This is a genomic window from Nonomuraea sp. NPDC046570 (assembly GCF_040645915.1).
Taxonomy (GTDB): domain Bacteria; phylum Actinomycetota; class Actinomycetes; order Streptosporangiales; family Streptosporangiaceae; genus Nonomuraea.
Map to the genome: position 1 here is coordinate 25306 of NZ_JBEYZF010000045.1, position 20249 is coordinate 45554.

The following is a 20249-nucleotide window of genomic DNA, read 5'->3' on the forward strand; positions in this document are numbered from 1 at the left end:
GTTACCTTCCGCGACAGGGCTTAGGGCATGACGCTCAGCAGCCTCGCCGAGCCCGTCATGGGCGCCACGGTCACCGAGATCCACAGCGATGAGGTGAAGTCGTCGGTGGGGCTCACCGACTACGACGGCCTCTTCCTGAAGACGGTGTCCGACGACTCCTATGCGGGGCAGAAGGGGCTGCGTACCGGCGACGTCATCAGGGAGATCGACGGCGTCAGGGTCACCGACAGGAACAGCTTCTGGACGGTCTACAACCTCGTCCCCGCGGGCCGGCCGATGGCGTTGAAGATCTGGCGCAACCAGGCGCTGACCGATCTGAGCGTGCCCAGGTCAGCGGCGCCGAGACGATCGACAACGTCTCCGGCGTCGTTTACACCGGCTCCGGCTGGGACTGGAAGAACGACAGGCGTCAAGCACTGAGCCACTGTGGAGCCCGGTCCGCTCGTGCGGGCCGGGCTTCACTGCGTCAGGCATCCCGCCACGCATCGGTGGTCGGATGTCTCGCCCGTCAAGTCAGGTCGCTTGACAGCTCGCGTGCGGAGTGATCCCATCAACCGCAAGTTAGGAAATATTACTAACTAACCCCCCAGCAAGGAGGATCCATGCGACCTCTCACCCGAGCGCGCTCCCTAGCCGGCGCGCTCGTCGCCGCGTTACTGGCGAGCATGGTGGCGGCGGTGCCCGCCCAAGCGGCCCCGAGCAGGTACGAGGCCGAGAACGCGACCATCTCCCAGGGCTCGGTGGACTCAAACCACGCGGGCTACTCCGGCACCGGCTTCGTCAACGGCGACAACGCGGCCGGCTCCTACGTGGAGTTCACCGTCAACGCCGCCAACGCCGGACAGGCCACCATCGGCATCCGTTACGCCAACGGCACCACCGTGAACCGGCCGTCCGATATCTCGGTCAACGGCACCGTGGTCTCGGCCGGCCGGCTCTTCGAAGGCACCGGCGCGTGGACCACCTGGGTCACCTCCACACTCACGGCCCCGGTCACCGCGGGCGCCAACAAGATCCGGCTCACCTCCACCACGGCCAACGGCAACCCCAACCTCGACTTCGTCGACGTCGAGGTGGCCGCGCCCAGCAGTGACCTGCAGGCCGAGAACGCGACGATCTCGCAGGGCGCCGTGGAGTCCAACCACGCCGGATACACCGGCACCGGCTTCGTCAACTACGACAACGCGGTCGGCTCCTACGTGGAGTTCACCGTCAACGCGGCCACCGCGGGCAACTACGAGGTGCGGTTCCGCTTCGCCAACGGCACCACCGTCGACCGTCCGATGGACATCACGGTCAACGGAGCAGCGGCCACCAACGTGAACTTCCCCGGCACCGGCGCCTGGAGCACCTGGGTGGAGAAGCCGGTCACGGCCCCGCTGATCGCGGGCGCCAACAAGATCCGCGCCACCGCGAGCACCGCGAACGGAGGGCCGAACCTGGACCGGATCAGCACCACCGTGCCGCCGGACCCGGAGCCCCCGACCCCGCCCGGCAATCTGCGCGTGGTCGGCGAGGTCCGGCCCACCGCCGTGGACCTGGCCTGGGACGCCTCCACCGACAACGTGGGCGTCTCCAGCTACGTGATCTACAACGGCGGCAACGTGCTCAAGACGGTCGGCGGCAACCAGACCACGGCCACGATCACCGGCCTGACGCCGAACACCGGTTACGTGCTGAGCGTGCTGGCCTACGACGCCGCGGGCAACGCCTCCCAGGGCAGCAACAACGTGCCGATCACCACCCCGCCGAGCGACGACCAGGAAGCGCCGAGCGTGCCGGCCAACCTGCGTTCGACCAACGTCAGCGCCACCAGCATCACGCTGGCGTGGAACGCCTCGACCGACAACATCGAGGTCACCGGCTACAACGTCTACCGCAATGGAGCCAAGTTCGCCACGGTCCCCGACCTGACCGCGACCGCGGACGGGCTGGCGCCCAACACTGACTACTCCTTCCAGGTCGAGTCCTTCGACGCCAACGGCAACACCTCGGCCAAGAGCGCCGAGCTGAAGGTCAGGACCACCACGACGGCCACCGGCGGCGACCCCGTCTACGACCGTGACGTCGCCAAGCTCGACCTGCCCTGGGGCGTGGCCTTCCTGCCCGACGGCAGCGCGCTGGTCGCCGAGCGCGACCGCTTCGAGATCGTCCGCGTCACCGCGACCGGCCAGAAGACCACGGTCGGCAAGATCACCGAGGCGGTCACCACCACCGGCGAGGGCGGCCTGCTGGGTCTCGCGGTGTCGCCGAACTTCGCCACCGACCACTACGTCTACGCCATGCACACCGCGGCCGGCGACAACCGGGTCGTGCGCTTCAAGTACGAGAACAACGCCATCGGCCCGCGAGAGGCGCTGGTCACCGGCATCGTGAAGAACAGGTTCCACAACGGCGGCCGGATCAAGTTCGGCCCCGACGGCATGCTCTACATCACCACCGGCGACGGCCAGGTCTCCAGCAGGGCCCAGGACCTCAACTCGCTCAACGGCAAGATCCTCCGGGTGACGCCGACCGGAGCGGGCGCTCCCGGCAACCCGTTCCCCAACGCGCCGCGCGTCTACAGCCTCGGCCACCGCAACCCGCAGGGCCTGGCCTGGGACTCCCAGGGCCGGCTGTGGGCGTCGGAGTTCGGCGACGGCACCTGGGACGAGCTGAACATCATCCAGGCGGGCAAGAACTACGGCTGGCCGACTTGCGAGGGCCGCTGCAGCGACACCCGCTACGTCAACCCCGTCCAGCAGTGGGACGTCGCCGCCGCCTCGCCGAGCGGCATCGAGATCGTCAACGACTGGATCTACATGGCGGCCGTCCGCGGCGCCCGCCTGTGGGTCATGAAGATCAACGGCAACACCACCGACACGCCTCGCGCCTTCTTCAACGGCCGGTGGAGCCGCCTGCGCACGGTCGTCAAGACGCCTGACGGCGGCCTCTGGCTGACCACCACCAACAACGACAAGAACGGCGGCACGCCGTCCACCATCGACAACGACATCATCCGCCTGAAGTTCGCCGGACCACCCTTCGGACTCACGAGTACGGCTTTCGCCAACAACGGCACCATCCCGGCGAAGTACACCTGCGCACAGGACGGAGTATCGGGCAACGACATCTCACCGCCACTGGCCTGGTCGAACGGGCCCACCGGCACGCAGAGCTACGCCGTCACCTTCATCGACACGGCCAACAGCGGCAAGCACTGGACCATCTGGGACATTCCAGCCGGCAAGCTGTCGCTACCCGAAGGACTCGGGCTCGGCTTCAACGTGCCCGGCCAGTCGCCTGCCAAGCAGAAGGCGATGAACTCGGGCAACAAGTCGCTGCAGTACTTCGGACCGTGCCCCGGCGGCTCGACGCACAAGTACGAGTTCACGCTCTACGCGGTGGACACGGCGACGCTGCCCGGACTGAGTTCGAGTTCGACGGTCGCCCAGGTCGAGACCGCGATCCTGGCCCATGACCTGGCCTCCACCAAGCTGGCGGGCAACTCCAACGCCTCCACCGGCTGACCGCACCTGAGGGGGCCGGGCGACCGGCCCCCTCAACCGGCTTCGCCGTCAGGGGAGCAGGGGTGGCCAGGTAGTCGGCCGCCCTGCCCGCTCGGGCGAGCGGCGTCACGACTTGGTGATCACAGCGGTGGCCTCGACCTCGACGAGCTGGTCGGCGTAACCGAGCACGGCCACCCCCAGCAGTGTGCTGGGCGCGTCGTGATCGCCCATGTAGCTCTTGTAGACCGTCCACGCCTCGACCAGGTCGGCCTGGTTGGAGGAGGCGACGTACACGGTGGTCTTGACGATGTCGGTCAACGACGCCCCGGCGCTGTCGAGCGCCACGACGAGGTTGCGCATCACTTGGTGGGTCTGCCCCGCGAAATCTCCCACGGCGACCGTCCCGCCTTCGGCGTCGAGGGGGCAGGCCCCCGCGACCCAGACGGCACGCACCGGCACCTCGGCCACCGCCGCGTAGGCGTACTCAACGGTCTGCGCCAGGTCATGGCTGCGGATCAGCCGAACACCATTGCTCATCATGCCCCCAGATATCAGGTGAAAGACAACCATCGTCATAACGGCCTGCCCACCCAAGGTGGTTCCAACGGCACGCGACAACATCGTGATCTTGGGCTGACACAATCGCCCCTCCCCACACGGTGAAGGAAATCGCATGAAGCTAATCGCCATCGGCCTCGTCCTGACCACGGGCGTAGCGCTGATCGCCACCACCCCCGCGCAGGCGGCGGCGAAGGTCGACCCGGTCAAGGCGCTCAAGGCGCAGTACGTCACCGGCAAGGGGGTCAAGATCGCGACTGTGACGCGGGTATCGGTCGCGAGTGACTTCTCCGGCACCGTCAAGGTCGCAGGGGTGGTCCAGTTCGGTGGGCGTGGCCCGGTGGCGTCGGATATGACCAGCGAGTCGCAGTACGACATGGACTCCTTCAAGGGCTTCGACGCGGAGGAGTACGCGTTTTTCGAGTCCCTGCAACTGCCTGTCAGGACCATCACCGTGAAGAGAACGAGCTACGTCGCCGACGCGCGGGTCGCGGACAACCTGCCCATCGGCAAGATCTGGGTACGCTCACCCGCCTGGAAGGTTCCGACCTCTGAAGGCACCCTCATCGACATCTTCGAGCCCGGCAAGCTCAAGAGCATCATCGCCGGCGCCACCTCTTTCCGCGGTGGGGTGCTGAAAGGCTCGATCAAGCCCACCACCAACGAGCGCGGCGGCAAGGTCGGCTACGTTCTCTGGTTCGACGCCAAGGGGCTGGTCAAGCGAATGACCACCACGACGACCTTCACCACCAATGACAATCTCAGGCTCACCGCCTCCTCCGACACCCGCTTCACCGCGTGGGCGAGCGAGGTCTCCGTCTCCGCGCCCCCCGCCTACCAGGTCATCGATGAGAAGGACGTCGACGATGACATCTTCAACGAGCGGCTTGACCCGCTGAGCGCGGTCAGGCAGTAGATCGGCGTCCTGGCGGCTGGGATAGAGTCGCGATCAGGGGAGTCTCTTTGAACAAGGAGCTCCCCTTTCTGGTTGTCGTGGCAGGGAGCAGGCCGATGAATCGTTCCGTGCTGGTGGAGCTCCTCGGAGAGGTTTCCGGGTGGAAGCTGACCGTGGGGCGGTGGGAGTCGATCGCCAGGGTGCTGGACGAGATGGACGAAGCGCTGCGGGACGGGCGGGAGGAGGGCGCGGCGAGCACGTCGGAGAGAGTGCGCCTGATGGGGCCGAAGAGGATTAGGACGAAGTTGGGGGACACGCCCACAGTGGCGGCGCCGCCGGAGATCAGGGAGCGGTTGAACCGTCTCGTCCTCGTCCTTGGTGAGCCCGACCGAGCCGATGCCGACTCCGATGAATGAGCGGGCACTGGTCGTCCACCTCTTCGTGGCCGTACGGCGAGCGGAGGGGCTGGAACGGTTACGCGAGGTCTGGCAGCGGTGCGGCGACCACCTGGGCATGGTGGATCCGATCCCCGGACTGGGCGGGCTCGAACTACCGGACGGCGAGCTCTCCGGCGAGGTGCTGGGCGCACGGCAGCGAGCGAAGACTGAGCACGGAATCTTCCAGGCGGTCCTCCGCCTCAGGCATGACGTACTGGCGCTGTCGGTGGTGCTCGCGCCATCCGCCGGTGAGGCCGGGGATGAGCCACCGCCCGATGGGGTGGCCGAGGATGAGCCACCGTCCGGTGGCGGGGACTGGGATGAGCTCGACGCGCTGTGGAGTGCGGTGGTCGGGGATGGCTCGGGCTGGGTGCTGGGTGAGGCTCGGATCAGGAGCGGCGTCGCGGAGCCACCGGTGGACATCCCCGAAGGGCGGTCCGGGCTCGATATCGACGGGCACACGATCATCTGGGAGGAACCGGGAACCGACGGCCGCACGATCCGGCGGATCTCCGCGATCGCGGTCACCGGGCGCCAAGAGGACTCCGACGCCTGGCTGTGGACACGCGGAGACGCCCGGTTCCCCCCTTTCGGGATCCACCTGCTACACGCGGCAAAAGTACGACATCAGCTCAGAATTCGAGACAAGTTCGAAGAGGACTTCGGCAGGCTCTTGGACCTTGCCGACCAGACTCTGGAACGACGGCACCGCCTGTCCGGAGAGACCAACGAACTCGCCGAGGTACGGCAGGAGCTGTCCCGCCTGCTCTCCGGCCCAGCCGCCCTGGTTCAGGTGGCGAGCCGCCTCGGGGAGATGGAGCGGTCGGTACAGATCGCGGGCTCCAACATGCGGGCCGTGACAGGCAGCTTCGCGGGCGCCCCGGGACCGATCGCCGACGATCTCGAACTAGCCGACTGGCTGGCCGGACGACTGGCGGACGATCTGCTCTACGCCGAATCCGCCCAGAAGCGGGTGAGCACCACCCTGGCAGAGGTGGTGCAGACGGCACAGGAGGCGGTCCAGGAACGCCGGGAACTGCTCCAGCAACGAGAGGGCCGGGTCAATCTGCTGCAGGCGGCGATGGTCGGATCGATGATCATGGTGCTGACAGCCGTACAGGCGCTGGGATATCGGGTTCCGCTGCCGGAGCCCGTCAAACCCGCGGTGATCGCCTCGCTGGGGGCGCTGGCGCTTCTGCTGGCGACCTTGACGCTGTGGCGGACCGAGCAGCGGAGCAGGGTCACGGCCGGCGCGGTACGCGTCTTCGCGGGACTGGCCTGCGCCGCACTGAGCTGGCTGGCGGGTACGGTGACCGTCCACCTGACGGCCGGCGGAGCCGCGTCACCGCTGCTCACCGTGGGACTCGCCGTTCCCGCGTTCGCGGCGGGGGCGCTCATCGCCCGGATGAAGCTCTAAGGCCCGATATGGGTGAACGGTGCCCACAGCAGCGGTGAGGAGGCGCGCTCCCGGAGGCTGCGCACCGCCAGGTGCAGGGCCAGCGCGGGGCCCTCGCCCGCGGCCATGGCCCGGTAGAACTCCTCCACGATCCGTGGCGCCTCGGCGTCGGAGATCGGCCAGAGCGTCCCGATCACGTGCGGGTAGCCGGCGAGCTGGAGTGTGGCGGCCAGCGAGATGCACTCGTCGGCGAGCGCGTCGCCACCCCGCGCGGTCTCGCAGCCACTGAGAAAGGCGAGCTCCGCCCGGTTCAGGCGGGCGGCCGCGATCTGCCGGACGGTGAGCGGCCCGTCGTGCAGGAGCAGCCTCCCCTCGGACGGCACCTGCGGGTTCTGCTCGGCATGACAGGCGAAATGCACCCAGGGACTGTACGGCAGCGCGCCGAGAACCTCCGCACGGGTGGCCTCCGGACCGACCATCGTCCTGGCCCCCGGCAGCATGGCCCGGACGGCGTACAGTTCCAGCTCGGCTCCCGGTAGATCGGCCTCGCCCGGGGTGTAGGGCATCGCGACCAGCAGCGGAGGCCCCTGAGGGGCGGCGACGGTTCGCGCCTGCAGCAGCGCCCGCAAGGTGGGGGTGTAGGAGGACACCGCCACGTCGAGTGTCACCGCGTGCAGCGGCAGCATCGCGAGGGCGCCGGTGGGGCACCACCAGAGGCGGGGCCATGGTTCGGAGGAGGCCGGCAGCGCCCGGACGGCCGTGCCCAGTTGCTCGTCCAGCCACTGGAGTGTCCGGGGAACGGCGTCCAGTACCTCGGGGTCGGGGTCGTCGTCGTGCGTGAAAGCCTCATGGGCGGCGACGAATTCCCCGGCGATCTCGGCCACCGCCTCCGCCGACAGGCCCGGCAACGCGATGACCTGAACCCCGTGCCGAGTGACGGCCAGCACATCGCACCGATACGCGCTGATGTTGATGATGACCACCGTTCCGTCCTGGGCGGCCGTGCGGAGGCGGGCGAACGCGGGCGGCAGCAAGAAGTCCGAGAAACCGTCCAGCGCCCGGATCTCGGCCAGGGTCTCGGCCCGCCGGCGAGCCAGGACGTGCCGCCGGTCGAGGAAGTCGGTGTCGTCCTTGGCCGGCTCGGGCAGGTCGAGGGCGTCCTGGATCTCGGAGAGCCTGGCGGCGAGCTCTGGCGCCGCGTGTTCGAGCAGATCCCAGTCGGGCCGGGCGTCGATGACCTGGGCGAGCAGCACTCCCCTGCCCTGCTCCAGCAGTTCCACGGCGAGTTCGGGGGTGCCCGCGGCGATCGCGCAGGCCGCCGCGTCGCTCGCCAGCCCCTGGTACTCGGCCAGGACGCGTTCTTGGTCATCTCGTCCCAGACCGCGCCAGGCGGTGACGTCGAGCAGCCCCACCGCGATCGCGTACGCCTCCACGGCCTCGGCGGGGCCGAAGGCCCCCGCGACGAACTCGGCCCACCTGATGGCGGCGCCCACTCGCCACGCCGGTGCGACGGCCTCCACCGCGACGGCCTGACGGAACTGCTCGGCGGCCTCGTCACGGCTCGCCGCCTCGCCGCTCCGCTTCCAGTGGTCGGCCAGCGCCTCCGCCAGCATCTCGCGCGCCGCGGCCTGCGAAGGGCTGTCGGCGGCCGAGCCTTCCACCGCCATCCGCAGCAGTTCGACCGCCTGGTCGAACTGCTGGTCACTCTCGGCCAGCCGGGAGCGAGTCCGGAGCACCAGCCCCAGGAACCCGACCGTGCCCGAGCGCTCCGCCACCTCCTCCGGAGTCGCGCGCAAGGTCCGCACCAGCAGCTCGACCACCTGGTCGAGCTCCGCGAGACTCTCCTGGTCGAGGGTTTCCACCGAACTCCGGGCCAGCTCGGTCAGCGAGTCCAGATCCAGGAGTCCGGTCATGCCGATCAGGGTCAGCTTTTGGATCTGCAGTTCCCGCCGGTCGTTCTGCTGGTGGAGAATCCGGGCGTACATCGCGGTGGCGAGGTTCGTGCCGGTTCGCAGCCGTTCACTGCTGGTCCCGTGATCAACGTCGCGGGTTCCGCGCAGGACCTCCACCGCTTCTTGTAACGCTTCGCCGGTGTCCTGCAGCAGGAGTGTCACGCCGAGGTTGTCGAGGATCAGCGTCCGCTGGGTGGCGCCCGGCGGAACGACGCGCAGCGCTTCGCGGAGCAGGGATATTGACTCCTCCAGCGAGGCCACCTGGTCGGTGTGCTGGTAGCGCATCCTGAGCGCCGCGGCCAGGCTCGCCAGCCGGCCGCCCCGGTCGGGATTCCCCGGCGGCGTCGATCGCACGGACTCGCGCATCCGCCGGATCGCCTCGTCCAGATCGGCCAGGTCGCGGGTCACCATGAACCTCTGCGCCAGTACCGAGCCGAGGTTGAGGAGGCAGATCGGCCGGTAGACGCTGCCTTCGTCGGCGGCGGCGCAGGCGGCGCGGTGGCTGTCCACCGAACTGTCCAGGTCGGAGAGTCGCCCCCACCTCTCGTACCGCTCGCAGAAGCCCACGCCGAGATTGGTGAGGACCATGGGTCGCCCGGGGTGATCCTCCCTGGTGTGGGCGACCGCCGTGCCGAGTACTTCCAGGATCTCGTCGAGGAGATCGTCTCCCCCGAAGAAGGAGTACTTCAGCTTGAGGCCGTTCCCGAGATTGGCCAGCAGGGGGCCGTGGTCATCCGACTCGACCGGCGAGGCGTCGACCGCGGCCCGCAGGACGGCGAGCATCTCCGGGATGCGGTCGCTCTCACCGGTCCATTCGATCCGTTGCCCCAGCGCGCTGCCCAGCGTGGCCAGCAGCGCCGGTCTGGCAGGGCTGGTGGGTGGCATTTCGGCGAGCGTGGCGTGGAAGGCGAGGATCGCCTGGTCCAGTTTCCCGATGTCGCCGGTCTCGATGGTGGCGAGGTACTGCGCGGCGCCGGCCAGGTTGAGGAACATGGCGCGCAGCTCCGGGCCGTACACGTTCCCTTCGCGCAGGGCATTGGCGAACTCGCGGCCGGCGGCGAGCTGCTCCGCGATGGGCACTCCCTCCGTGCCGAGTGTCGCGATGTCCTCCGTGAGCAGCGTGCCCACGGACAGCAGCACCTCGTTCCGCATCGGGGTAGGCAGTACGTGCAGATATCGGCGCACCACCGAGAGGGCCCGCTCGATCTCCTGGCGGGCGCCGGGTTCGTCGATGAGCAATACGAGGGCTGAAACGAGATGGGCGTTGCGCAGGACGTAGACCATGTGGTCGGGCGGGGTCAGGCTCACCGCCTGCCGAATCTTCGCGGCGCCCGCCCGCTGGTCGTCCAGATCTCCATCGCGCAGGAAGCGCAGCAGGAGAGCCTGGGACTGATTGGCGAGCGCCATGGGGAGTTCGTCGGCGTCCAACTGCTCGGCGAGCGCCGCTTCGTACAGGGTGATGGCCTCGTCGAGGCTTTTCGACGCCCCGCCACCGCGGAACTCGCCGGCCAGCAGGCCGGCCAGGCTCATTCTCGCCGTTCCGGCCGCCGGGTGTCCCGGCCGGGCGCGCTCTGCCGCTTCACGCAGCACGATGAGGGCCTCCGCCAGCAGTTCCCGCCGCTGGGTGTAGTCGAAGCTCATGCTGAGCACGCTCCCCAGGAGCGTCAGGCGTTCGGGATACTCGACCGCCTCGCCGGGAGTCAGGCGGACGATCTCCCGGGCCTCCTCCACCGCACGCGCCAGCAGCCGTACGTCACCGCTCCGGTCGAACTCCTCGATGAGGCCGTCGAACCGACTCTGCGCCGCCTGTACCCGCCTGCCCGCGAAGAATCCTGCGCCCATGAGTCGAGTCTGCGCCCACCGCGACCGGAATACCTGAGTATGGCCCTACCTATATGCCGACAACTCGGGGAACCGCACGACTAGAGCTGGAGGCCGTGCCTCAGGACTCGCAGGAGGCGCTGCGCGTGGCCGGGGTCGGCGGCGGCCATGGCCGCCGCGCCGGCGAGGGCCAGCAGGTCGGCCGCGTCGAGATCGGCGCGGACGGCGCCCTCCTGCCGGGCGCGAAGCAGCAGCCCCGACGCGGCCGCGTTCATCGACGCGTGCCAGCGACCGAACAGGTCCGCCCGTCCGCCTTCGGTGGCGGCCATGGCGAGGGCGCGCTTGGTCGCGACATGGACGACGAAGCTATCCAGCCAGTCGAAGAGCGCGTCGGCCGCCGAGGGCTCGTGCAGCAGCGCCTGTCCCCGCTCGCACAGCTCGGCCACCTCTTCGGCGTAGACGGCGACTAGCAGGTCGCCGCGGGTGGGGAAATTGCGGTAGAGGGTGGCATTGCCCACCCCCGCCCGCCGCGCGACGTCGTCCAGCGGCACGTCGGTGCCCCGCTCGTCGAAGAGCTCCCTCGCCGCCGAGATCAGCGACTCGGCGTTCCTCGCCGCATCCGCTCTACGCGCCATGAACCCGCTCCAGGGTTGTAAATGGGGACATCCCCACTTACTGTAGCGGACGCAACCGGGGAGGTCCCCGTTTCATCCTCTGGAGGATTCTCATGGCATTCACCGCAGACGACCGCATCGCCGTCACCGAACTGATCTCGATGCACGGTCACCTCATCGACGGCGGCGAACTCGAACGGCTGGAGGAGCTGTTCACCACCGACGTCGTCTATGACATCAGCGACTTCGGCTTCGGGGAGGTCCAGGGGCTCGCCCCGATCCGCGCGGCGGCGCTCGCGCTGGGCGAGGGTAATCCGGTCGGGCATCACGTGACCAACATCGTCCTCACCGAGACGGCCGACGACCACGCGTGCGCGATCTCCAAGGGCATCGGAATCATGGCCGACGGCACCTGTGGAAGCGTGACCTACGAGGACGTGATCACGCGCGGCGACCTGGGCTGGCGGATCAGCCACCGCAAGGTCCTGGCGCGGCGGACGCCCATGAACGCCGGATAGGCCGACAGCGGTGAATTCGACCTATCCGGAGTGTCACGATTCCCGGCGCGCCCTCGGGATCATCCGCTGACGATCGCCCCGTGGTAGGCGCCGTGCGGGGTGGAGGCTAGACGCGGCCGTACAGGGCCATGCGGCTGATCATGGCGTCGGCGGCGAGGTGGTAGCAGACCGTCACGCAGCCCAGCAGCTCCGCGGGCGTGCGGAAGGTGGCGGCGAGCGTCTTGTCGGCGATCCTGCGCACGCCCGGGATCTGCGCCCCCAGCTCGGCCGCGGGCGTGCTCGGCATGTCGATCTCAAGCTCGAGCACCTCGGGCAACTGGAGCGGCGCCAGTTCCCCGGCCCCCCGTACGGTCTCCGCCGCGGCCTCCCGGATCAGCCGCCTGGCCTCGGACGGCGAGAGGCTGTCCGCGGCGGTGTGCCCGTGCGCGACCTTGACGGCGACCGTACGCACGCCGGGGAAGACCTTCTCCGCGACGCCGCAGATGACGTCGTCGCCGGTGAGCAACCCCACCGGGACGCCGACCGCGGCGGCCTGCAACGCGTTGACCTCGGCCTCCGACACCGGCCGGCCGTTGAGCCGTACCTCGTAGAAGTGTGAGGAGTAGGTGTGGGCGAGCACGCCGGGCGAGCCGGCGGCGGCGTGGTAGCCGAGGAACATGGCCACGTCGTGCTCGGCCGAGATGCCCTCGGCCATGCAGTCCAGCTTGGGCGTGCCGAAGATCAGCCGGGCGCGCGGATCGAGCTCCTCGTGCAGCAGGTTGTCCATGGTGCCGTGGCTGTCGTTGATCAGGACGCTGTCGGCTCCGGCCTCGAACGCGCCCTCGATGGCGGCGTTGGCCTCGGCGGTCATCAACCGTTGCGATCGCGCGTACCCATGACCGCCGCGGACGACCTGGTCCATGGTGGCGATGCCCGTCACGCCTTCCATGTCAATGGAGATGTAGACCCGCACTGGATATTCCTTTCCTTGGCCGCCGTCACAGGGTGTCACCTTGGGGGACGGCGGGCTATGTCGTCGGGGCCGAAGCTGCGTGCCCCATTTGGGCGTCCCGGACAGCGGCGGGGATCACCAGGGCGGCGGCGACGGCGAGCAGGCCGAGCACCGCGGAGAGCAGGTAGGTCTTGACGAAGCTGCTCTCCGAGGGAACCCCCGCGACGGTGCCGGCGGCCAGCATCATGCCGCCGGCGGCCAAGGCCCCCAGGGACACGGTCCGCGAAGGGGCTTGAGCCGCGCGAGATGATCACGACCGGCCATCGGGTCCAGGTGGCGAAGAAAGCCCGGATGTCGTCGACGAACAGGTCGGGGGCGTCATAGGTGGCAAGGTGCAGGTCTTTCAGTCCGGCCTCAGGTGCTCATCAAGATGCGCATGCGGTCGAAGTCCAGTGTCAGGCCGTACGGCTTGAAGAACTGATGGGTGGGAAGGCCGCCGATGTGGAATCCGAAACCGTCTTCGAACCACTGCGGGAACGCTCCGATCAGGCCCGGAAGGTCGCGGCGGACGGCGGGGCCGAGCGTCACCTTGTCCATGGTCACCGGATGGAGGCCGTCTCCCGGAGGAATCGGCATCTTGGCCGCCTTGAAGGTGGATCGTGGTGCGGTGAAGCCGATGTCGCCGCCTCCGGTGTCGACGAAGAAGACCATGGGGTCCAGGTCGTTCACGGTGCCGTGGGACAGCAGGAAGTGGCTGCCCAGGAACCACATGGGCGTGCTCATCGCCCGGGGGAGGTCCGCGGAGGAGAAGTGCTGTTTGCGGCGAAGGACCAGCGCCTTGCCCGGATAGTCGATCGTGGAAAGGAAGTGCGACAGGACGCTTGTCCCGATCGCGCCCTTGGTGACCCTTCCGTCAGGGGCGGTGAGCCGGATCTCCTCCGGGATGGTGTGGACGGGCAGGTGCCTGATGCGGACATCGCCGAGCGTGAGGAGGTCGACGCGTCCCTGGTAGGCCTTGTGCTCGCCGTACATGGTCCGGTCCGCGGTGTAGCCGTACATCGGGATGTCGAGTTCTTCCGCGTACTTCTGGTTGAGAGCGAACTTCCCGCCTGTGTCGAGGAAGAACACCTCAGGGGGCGCCCCGTTCAACGACACCTCGATCATGGGCAGCGGATCGACGGCCAGGAACGGGATCCTCACGGATCGCGGACCGGAGATCTGGTACGGCCGGCGCCGGGCGAAGCTCTTCAGCTGGCCCACGGTCGCCGAGGGACCGCCCTTGTCCACCAAGGGGAGGATCGAGGCCAGTTCGTCGAACGCGTCCTGGCGCCACAGCACGTCGGCCAGGTTGCTCAGCGAGCGAGAGTGCCGGGGATCGAGCCGGAGCACCCGCTTCAGCAGGCTCTTCGCGGCCGGCAGCCGGTTGGCCAGCACCGTGACGTAGGCGTGCTGGGCCAGTGCGTGCACGTTGTCCGGGTCACCGGCGAGGACCCAGTACATGGCGTCGGCGGCGCGGAAGCCACCCGCCTCGAACAGCTGGTCGGCCTTGTCGATGGAGGGCTTGCCCGGTAACGCCGCGGCGGAGGCGCCGGACAGCGAGCTACCGAGCGCCAGCCCGGCCACGACAGCCGCCCCTTTCACAGTGCTCCGCCGTGTGTAGACGTTGTCGGAGTTCATCAACGCATTCTCATTCCCTCTTTTTCAGATACCGGATGGAATCCGAATACCGATTAGTATCCATATACTGGTGGGGATGTCAACGGCGTGAAGGAGACACGGCAGCGGTGGTTGAACGGCTCACCAGGCAGGAGCAGCGGACACGCAATCGCCTCCGGCTGCTGGAGGCCGCGGAGAAGGTGTTCGCGGAGCGCGGCATTCAGGGCGCCTCACTGGACGAGGTCGCCGCCGAGGCCGGCCTCACCAAGGGGGCCGTCTACTCGAACTTCGCCGGCAAGGAGGAGCTGGTGCTGGCGGTCATGTGGCACCGCCTGGGCGAGGAGGAGCAGGCCCAGGCGGACCTCCTGATGTGCGCCGACCGCCCCGCCGACGACCTGGTGAAGATGTACGGCGAGCACTGGGCGGCGACGGCCCGCGGCGGCGATCAGGACCTGTACGCCCGAGTGGCCGTCGAATTCATGGTCTACGCCACCCGCCACCCGGGCATACGCGAAGAGCTCCTGACCCTGCTGTTCCCCCCGACGGAGATGCGGCGCCACCCCCTGGCGCCACCCGGCAGCGCGCTGGCCGACCTTCCCCCGGAACAGGCCGACGCCATCCTGAAATCTCTGGACATCGGCATGCGCCTGCTCACCCTGCTCGCCCCCGAGCATTGTCCCCCGGAGCTCTTCCCGACCGCCCTCGACCTCCTCACCAGCCCGAAGGCAGACAGCTCGCCCGAGGGGTGAGCACGGGGGTGATCCACGCTCGCCTCAGGGAAACCGCGCCGTCAACCTGTTCTGAGGCGCCTGACCATGGCGGCCGCTGTCGATACCGTGAGGAAGCAGGTAGAACGCCACGGACAGTGCCGCGAACAGGCGCGAGATACGGGCCCAGCCGATGGGGCGCCGCTGTCGCGCCTCCTGCTTGTGCGCCTTGGGTGCTGTGATCTTCGATCCTGACGTACTCGCTGCTTCCATCCGGCCGCGTTGTGGATGATAGACACTGTTCGGTTTCAGATCCGGCTGCTGAGGGTGCGCAGCAGGCCACCGACCCCCGAGTGGCAAGACGCGGCGGCGTGGCGCCGTTCATGCGCGCACCGGGGCCTCTATCGGCTCTACGAGCAGTAGTACTACTCTTTATAGAGCACCGGTGCCGCAGCCTACAAGATCCAGATCTTTACCGCTGCCGGGAGCAAGATCAGGGTCATCAGGCGCCCGCTGTATTCGGCAGGTGGCCCCTCAGCTGGGGTCCGCGACAGGTGTGCACGGCTTCACGGGGGTGCCCGCCTGGGCCAGCCAGGCGCCGAGCCGCCAGGGCTGGTGTGTGTCCTCGTTGTCGCGGTACTCCAGCACGAGCGTCTCGTCCGGGTTGATGTGCTCGGGGGCGATCCGGATCTCGCGCATGGAGATCGGCCGGGTGGCCTTGAGCGAACGCCATCGCCCCTCGTCCGGCCCGGTGGCGCCCGAACCGCCGTAGGCCGGGTCCACGCTGGCGAATCGACCGGTCTCGCACCGCATACCCGGGGCCATGAACGACACGTCGGCCTTGATCCCGGCCGCGCCCAGCTCGGCCTGCAGCCCGGCGGGGTCGCGCAGTTCGTTGACGGTCACCGTGATCGTGCCGTCGGGGCTCTTGGTCACCGCGTACGCGGGGGTCCCGGTTCCGATGATCAGCGGTGTGAGGGCGGCGGCCACCGCGACACCGGCCGCGATCAGCAACCGGGGTGCGGTGACGAAGCGTCGCCGGGTGTGCATCCCGTTCAGGAGTCGCCACCTCGCTCCGGCGAGATCCTCTGGGGTGGCCGGTGGAACGGTCTCCCACATGGCCTTCAGCGTGTCCATCGTCATTCTCCTTTTTCCAGTGCTTGACGGATCTGGGTACGGGCCCGATTGAGTCGTGAACCGACGGTGCCCAGCGGGATGGCGAGCGCGTCGGCGACCTCCTGGTAGCTCAGTTCGGCCCAGGCGACGAGCAGCAGCACATCTCGATCGGCCCGGTTGAGCCTGAGCAGGGCCCGCGCGAGCGGCCGGTTGACGGCCAGGGTGTTGATCCCGTCCTCGACCTGCGGACCGGCTATCTCCGCCGGGTGCACGCCGCTGCGGAGGTAGGCGCGGTAGAGGCTCGTCTCGGTACGCCGCCGTTTGCCGATCACGTTGGAGGCGATGCCGTACAGCCAGGGGCGGGCGTCGGGACGGCCCCGGTCATAATCGTCCCGGCGTTGGAAGGCGGCCAGAAAGGTGTCGGCCACGACGTCTTCCGCCTCGCTCGGGCCCAGGCGTCTGGTCACGTAGCGGTGCAGGAGCGGCGCATGCCGGTCGAACAGGACGGCGAAGATCTCCGGCTCGTTCAGCGACCTCTCGATGAGGGTCGCGTCATCGGCCTCGACTGCTTCGCGGAGGATTGTCATGCATGTCGGCCTTTCTTGGCGTATGCGGTCACCTGTACTTACCGCGCCAAGCCGAAATACTTCACCGAGCCTCGGGGACGACCGCCGGCGGCGACCACGCGCGAGTGACCGCGCCACCGATCAATGGGCGAGGACTTTGCGCAGGATGCCCATGTTGTACGCGCGCAGGGTCCGCTCCGCCGTGTTCGGCTCGTAGTTCACGTAGTCCAGCCGCAGCACGACCGGCCCGCGCCGGACCAGCACCTCCGTACCGACCGAGACGCGCTCGCGATCAACGGACGTCGTCTGCTCGACGCGGTAGCCGCGCCAGCCGTCGTCATCGCGCGGATAGGCGGCGACGAAGGAGCTCCCTTTCACCCGCTTTCCCGGCTCCAGGGATGTGGCGGCCGTGCCGTCGTACCGGCACGCCGACAGCCTCTCGCCGACCTTCTTCATCACCTTCCCGGCTCGTCCCGCGCTCGGCAGCACCCATCCGCGCTGCACGATCCGCCCCTTACCGGGCAGACCGACCTCCCTCGTCAAGGTGGAGAAGCGCCGATCGACCGCCACCCGGGGAGTGTCGAACGGGTTGAGCGGCACGCACACCTCGATCGCCGCCGTCGCGCCCTGCGGCTCCACGTGAACCTCACCGCCGCGCAACCCCGCCCCCGCCGCATCCAGGAACAGCCCCACGACCTTCTCCCGCGTCCACGCCTCGGACACACCGGCGGCCTCCGCTGTACCGACCTGATCCGCTCGCATGACCACCCCGGCGCCTTCACCACATCCAGCCGCCAGTACGGCGCAGGCCACCACGACAGAACCGACCCACTCGCTCATCCAGGTTCCCGCTCTCTCGACTCCCGTTCCCGGATGATCCTGAGCCCGAGCACCGGGCGGGCGAGTCTCTCACCGCTCATCCCGGTGAAATCCGGTTCAGCCCATAGCGTCGGCCAGACATCCACCCCCCGGCCGCGACCGATCGTTGCCGTTCCGCAGAAGAACCCAGGGAGCGGCTCGGGCCGCCGTCTGGCGCACGGTCTCGGCGGAGGCGAGGCGCGGGACGGTCACCTCGTCTCTGACAGGCGTTGCCGGGCCGGCTCCCAGTGCCGCAGGTCCGCCGGCTCGGCGTCCTCCTCGTACCAGCCCGTCCCGGTGAGCCATGTCTCCAGCCAGTCGGCCAGGCTCGCCGAGTCGACGTACCACGCGAGGGGCCAGTCGTCTTCGATCCCGTTCGGCTCGAAGACCAGCACGGTGCCCTCGGGGCTGCGGCAGTCGACGGCGGCGTACATGCCGCATCCCCAGTCCAGGATCGGCAGGACGCCTTCCGGCCACTGCGGGGCGTCCCCGGGCTCGGACTCCGCGCGTTCCTCGTGGTAGACGTCCACGGCTGTACGTCCATCGCCCACGAGAGGGAAGAGCTGGTATTCGGGACCGAAGCAGCCGTTGGCGACCTCGCGGTAGAGCCTGGCGAGCATCGGAGGCAGCGCGAATCCCAGCAGCTTCTCCGCCTGCGCCAGCTCCTGCGCCGTCACGGGGGCGGGTAACAGTTCCGCGTCCGCCTTCGCGGACACTCGCCGAAGAAGATCATCCGTATCTGTCATGACGGTGATCATGTCATCTGCCCACGACAGTCCCCAGTGGACCGGCACTAGGTGTAAGGCGGCCCGCGTCCCGTCTCTCAGCTCATGGGGGAGGGGCGTCAGACCGTCCAGAGACGCACAGAGTGGTCCTCGCTCGCGCTCGCGAGCACCTTACTGTCGGGGCTGAATGCCACGGAGGTGACGGCGCCGGTGTGCCCGGTGAAGGGGGAGCCCAGGATCTTGTACGTTTTCGTGTCCCACAGCAGCACGGTTCCGCTGCTCGTGCCGACGGCCAGCCTCCTGCCGTCGCGGTGGTACGCCAGGGCGTTCACCGGGCTGTCGGTCTCCAGCGGCGGCCCGACGTTCTTGTCGCCGCCCCAAAGCCGCACGATGCCGGGCGTCGCGCCGACCGCGACGACCCGCGCCGAGATCGCCAGGCTGTTGACCGAACTGATGTCGTTGACCCTCAGCACACTGGGGCCCTCCCCGGTGTTCGCGGTGTCCCAGAAGCCCACGGTATTGTCGGCATACGCGGCCAGGAGCATGGACCCGTCAGGACCGAACGTCACGAAGTTCACCGTCGCCGGGCTCTTCCGGAGCACCGCCGTGCATTTCCCGCTCGCCGTGCGCCACAACCGGGTGGTCCGATCCGTGCTGCCGCTGGCGAGGGAGCCGCTGTCGGGCGAGAAGGCTACGGAGTTCACCGGGCCGGTGTGGTCGGTGAGCACCGTCCTAGTGACGCCGCGCGCGAGGTCCCACAGCCGGATCGTGCTGTCTGTGCTGGCACTGGCTAGCGTCTTCCAGTCCGGGCTGAACGCCACGGACGTGACATCCGCGCCGTGGCCGGTGAGGGTCGCGGTGGTCACCCTGCTCGATAGATCCCAGAATCGGATCGTGCCGTCGGCACTGGCGCTGGCGAGCGTCCTGCCGTTGGGGCTGAAGGCGACGGCGTTCACCGCCCCCGCGTGGCCGGTCAGCACATCACGATCGGAGGGCGCCTTGGCGGCCGTGCCCTTCGCGGGCTTCTCGGCCTCTTCGGAGCCGAAGATCAGGTAACCGGCCCAGCCGCCGACGGAGGCCAGCGCCACCGAACCCAGCCCGGTCAAGACCGCACGACGCGAGACGTGGCCGGAGCGTTGATCCGTGAGGTGCACCTGCATGCCGTCGCCGACGAACATGGGAGCGCCGCGATTCTGGTAGATCCCGCCGCCGACCTTGTTGCCGTCCGCCACCTGCTGGGGTTCCCGTGGCCGCGGTTTGCGCGCCAACGCTCAGCCCTGCTCTTGGATCAGGTCGGCCTCGATTTCGGAGCCGATGACGCTCTGCTCGCCGGAGCCGCCCATCCGCTGGCGAACCCGGCCGCCGACCTTCACGTCCTGAGCTCGCTGGGACGCCGCCGCTCTCTCGCCGACCGAGAGCCAGGCGTGGAGAGCGCCGCCGACGACCACCAGGACGGCGAGGAACGCCCACCAAGCCGACGTCCACTTATCGGTGAGCACTCCCGTCGTGATGTTCACGAGGGCGGCGACGGCGACCGTGCCCGCCGCCGCCCAAGCCCGCGTCGTCCTAGGACCCACTTCCCACTCCCTACCTAACGCCTTGCCAGGGGCCGCACACACTAAGTATCCGCCGATGGATATTTGCGGGGTGCCGAATGACAAAATTTACTTACGGAACGGATAGGAAACCCACCAACAGAGCAACAGGCAGCTGATCAGAGGATCTCGCCGTTGACCGGGCGTTCGAGGTTCCGTGGGTTTGGGCCTGTCTGACAGTTCCATGTGGCGGAGCCACAGCATCAGACAGCCAAGGGGTGACGCCCGCGAGATAGCGGCTGGCGAGCTTGTCGAAGCGGGTGGCGACGGCCCGCCACTGCTTGGAGCTTGGTGGTGAGCAGCGGCTCGCCTCGAAGGGCGTCACCGAGCACCTGCAGCGTGGATGCCCCATCCTTCAGGTCGGGGAGGAAGCGCGGCGCTTCGGGTCACTGTGTTCTCCTGATTCTGTCGGTGAC

The 20249-nt window shown here is 68.6% G+C and carries 19 protein-coding genes; 7 read left to right on the forward strand and 12 right to left on the reverse strand.

Going from position 1 to position 20249, the window contains the following annotated elements; genetic code table 11:
• The first annotated feature begins 27 nt into the window (after window positions 1-27).
• Together ABZ911_RS38420 and ABZ911_RS38425 are read left to right on the forward strand one after the other, a co-directional pair.
• Window positions 28-420, forward strand: a complete 393-nt coding sequence (locus ABZ911_RS38420; RefSeq protein WP_358067944.1) for a PDZ domain-containing protein — start codon at window positions 28-30, stop codon at window positions 418-420.
• A gap of 182 nt (window positions 421-602) precedes the next feature.
• Entirely contained in the window at window positions 603-3509 is a 2907-nt protein-coding gene (locus tag ABZ911_RS38425; RefSeq protein ID WP_358067947.1) for a YbhB/YbcL family Raf kinase inhibitor-like protein, read from the forward strand.
• A gap of 105 nt (window positions 3510-3614) precedes the next feature.
• Here the strand turns inward: ABZ911_RS38425 and ABZ911_RS38430 are convergent, their stop codons facing one another.
• A complete protein-coding gene (locus ABZ911_RS38430) occupies window positions 3615-4025 on the reverse strand; it encodes a RidA family protein (RefSeq protein ID WP_358067950.1) in 411 nt (136 codons plus the stop codon).
• 136 nt (window positions 4026-4161) lie between these two features.
• Here ABZ911_RS38430 and ABZ911_RS38435 point away from each other — a divergent pair, with 136 nt between their 5' ends.
• From ABZ911_RS38435 to ABZ911_RS38445, 3 genes are read left to right on the forward strand one after another with little or no spacing between them, the layout of a single operon-like run.
• Window positions 4162-4962 carry a hypothetical protein gene (locus ABZ911_RS38435; RefSeq protein WP_358067953.1) on the forward strand — a complete coding sequence of 267 codons (801 nt, stop codon included), beginning with the start codon at window positions 4162-4164 and terminating at the stop codon, window positions 4960-4962.
• A 47-nt stretch (window positions 4963-5009) separates the two neighbouring features.
• Window positions 5010-5357 carry a CATRA system-associated protein gene (locus ABZ911_RS38440; RefSeq protein WP_358067956.1) on the forward strand — a complete coding sequence of 116 codons (348 nt, stop codon included), beginning with the start codon at window positions 5010-5012 and terminating at the stop codon, window positions 5355-5357.
• On the forward strand, window positions 5350-6795 hold the full coding sequence (locus ABZ911_RS38445; protein WP_358067959.1) for a CATRA conflict system CASPASE/TPR repeat-associated protein: 1446 nt from the start codon (window positions 5350-5352) through the stop codon (window positions 6793-6795). The genes ABZ911_RS38440 and ABZ911_RS38445 overlap by 8 nt, the downstream gene beginning before the upstream one ends.
• On the opposite strand, the gene ABZ911_RS38450 is transcribed toward ABZ911_RS38445, so the two are convergent.
• A complete protein-coding gene (locus ABZ911_RS38450; protein WP_358067962.1) occupies window positions 6792-10568 on the reverse strand; it encodes a CHAT domain-containing protein in 3777 nt (1258 codons plus the stop codon). The two genes, ABZ911_RS38445 and ABZ911_RS38450, sit on opposite strands and share 4 nt — an antisense overlap.
• Window positions 10569-10648: 80 nt before the next feature.
• Entirely contained in the window at window positions 10649-11182 is a 534-nt protein-coding gene (locus tag ABZ911_RS38455) for a helix-turn-helix domain-containing protein (protein WP_358067965.1), read from the reverse strand.
• Between the two features lie 92 nt (window positions 11183-11274).
• Here ABZ911_RS38455 and ABZ911_RS38460 point away from each other — a divergent pair, with 92 nt between their 5' ends.
• Window positions 11275-11679, forward strand: a complete 405-nt coding sequence (locus ABZ911_RS38460) for a nuclear transport factor 2 family protein (protein ID WP_358067968.1) — start codon at window positions 11275-11277, stop codon at window positions 11677-11679.
• Window positions 11680-11785: 106 nt separating this feature from the next.
• On the opposite strand, the gene ABZ911_RS38465 is transcribed toward ABZ911_RS38460, so the two are convergent.
• The 3 genes from ABZ911_RS38465 to ABZ911_RS38475 all read right to left on the reverse strand — a co-directional run bounded on the left by ABZ911_RS38465 (window position 11786) and on the right by ABZ911_RS38475 (window position 14287).
• Entirely contained in the window at window positions 11786-12631 is an 846-nt protein-coding gene (locus ABZ911_RS38465; protein WP_358067971.1) for a M55 family metallopeptidase, read from the reverse strand.
• Window positions 12632-12686: 55 nt separating this feature from the next.
• The gene (locus ABZ911_RS38470; protein WP_358067974.1) at window positions 12687-12887 is read right to left on the reverse strand and encodes a hypothetical protein; all 201 of its coding nucleotides are present in this window, start codon (window positions 12885-12887) and stop codon (window positions 12687-12689) included.
• A gap of 137 nt (window positions 12888-13024) precedes the next feature.
• Window positions 13025-14287, reverse strand: a complete 1263-nt coding sequence (locus ABZ911_RS38475) for an aspartyl protease family protein (RefSeq protein ID WP_358067977.1) — start codon at window positions 14285-14287, stop codon at window positions 13025-13027.
• 107 nt (window positions 14288-14394) lie between these two features.
• Between ABZ911_RS38475 and ABZ911_RS38480 the strand changes: the two genes are divergently transcribed.
• Complete coding sequence (locus ABZ911_RS38480) at window positions 14395-15015, forward strand: helix-turn-helix domain-containing protein (RefSeq protein WP_358067980.1); 621 nt, start codon at window positions 14395-14397, stop codon at window positions 15013-15015.
• 492 nt (window positions 15016-15507) lie between these two features.
• Here the strand turns inward: ABZ911_RS38480 and ABZ911_RS38485 are convergent, their stop codons facing one another.
• The 6 genes from ABZ911_RS38485 to ABZ911_RS38510 all read right to left on the reverse strand — a co-directional run bounded on the left by ABZ911_RS38485 (window position 15508) and on the right by ABZ911_RS38510 (window position 19815).
• Window positions 15508-16110: a hypothetical protein gene (locus tag ABZ911_RS38485; protein ID WP_358067983.1), complete on the reverse strand. Its 603-nt coding sequence runs from the start codon at window positions 16108-16110 to the stop codon at window positions 15508-15510.
• Between the two features lie 2 nt (window positions 16111-16112).
• Window positions 16113-16676, reverse strand: a complete 564-nt coding sequence (locus ABZ911_RS38490; RefSeq protein ID WP_358067986.1) for an RNA polymerase sigma factor — start codon at window positions 16674-16676, stop codon at window positions 16113-16115.
• A gap of 120 nt (window positions 16677-16796) precedes the next feature.
• A complete protein-coding gene (locus ABZ911_RS38495) occupies window positions 16797-17495 on the reverse strand; it encodes a hypothetical protein (protein ID WP_358067989.1) in 699 nt (232 codons plus the stop codon).
• Window positions 17496-17722: 227 nt separating this feature from the next.
• Window positions 17723-18229, reverse strand: coding sequence for an SMI1/KNR4 family protein (locus ABZ911_RS38500; protein WP_358067992.1), 507 nt, complete (start codon window positions 18227-18229; stop codon window positions 17723-17725).
• A 128-nt stretch (window positions 18230-18357) separates the two neighbouring features.
• Window positions 18358-19470 (reverse strand): WD40 repeat domain-containing protein, encoded by a 1113-nt coding sequence (locus tag ABZ911_RS38505; RefSeq protein ID WP_358067995.1) that lies wholly within the window; start codon window positions 19468-19470, stop codon window positions 18358-18360.
• Window positions 19471-19509: 39 nt separating this feature from the next.
• Complete coding sequence (locus ABZ911_RS38510) at window positions 19510-19815, reverse strand: hypothetical protein (protein ID WP_358067998.1); 306 nt, start codon at window positions 19813-19815, stop codon at window positions 19510-19512.
• Between the last annotated feature and the right edge of the window lie 434 nt (window positions 19816-20249).

Excerpts from the sequence above, each read along its gene's own strand:
- ABZ911_RS38420 (WP_358067944.1), top strand. The coding sequence starts at position 28 with ATGACGCTCAGCAGCCTCGCCGAGCCCGTCATGGGCGCCACGGTCACC.
- ABZ911_RS38425 (WP_358067947.1), top strand. The coding sequence starts at position 603 with ATGCGACCTCTCACCCGAGCGCGCTCCCTAGCCGGCGCGCTCGTCGCC.
- ABZ911_RS38430 (WP_358067950.1), bottom strand. The coding sequence starts at position 4,025 with ATGAGCAATGGTGTTCGGCTGATCCGCAGCCATGACCTGGCGCAGACC.
- ABZ911_RS38435 (WP_358067953.1), top strand. The coding sequence starts at position 4,162 with ATGAAGCTAATCGCCATCGGCCTCGTCCTGACCACGGGCGTAGCGCTG.
- ABZ911_RS38445 (WP_358067959.1), top strand. The coding sequence starts at position 5,350 with ATGAATGAGCGGGCACTGGTCGTCCACCTCTTCGTGGCCGTACGGCGA.
- ABZ911_RS38450 (WP_358067962.1), bottom strand. The coding sequence starts at position 10,568 with ATGGGCGCAGGATTCTTCGCGGGCAGGCGGGTACAGGCGGCGCAGAGT.
- ABZ911_RS38455 (WP_358067965.1), bottom strand. The coding sequence starts at position 11,182 with ATGGCGCGTAGAGCGGATGCGGCGAGGAACGCCGAGTCGCTGATCTCG.
- ABZ911_RS38460 (WP_358067968.1), top strand. The coding sequence starts at position 11,275 with ATGGCATTCACCGCAGACGACCGCATCGCCGTCACCGAACTGATCTCG.
- ABZ911_RS38475 (WP_358067977.1), bottom strand. The coding sequence starts at position 14,287 with ATGAACTCCGACAACGTCTACACACGGCGGAGCACTGTGAAAGGGGCG.
- ABZ911_RS38485 (WP_358067983.1), bottom strand. The coding sequence starts at position 16,110 with ATGGACACGCTGAAGGCCATGTGGGAGACCGTTCCACCGGCCACCCCA.
- ABZ911_RS38490 (WP_358067986.1), bottom strand. The coding sequence starts at position 16,676 with ATGACAATCCTCCGCGAAGCAGTCGAGGCCGATGACGCGACCCTCATC.
- ABZ911_RS38495 (WP_358067989.1), bottom strand. The coding sequence starts at position 17,495 with ATGAGCGAGTGGGTCGGTTCTGTCGTGGTGGCCTGCGCCGTACTGGCG.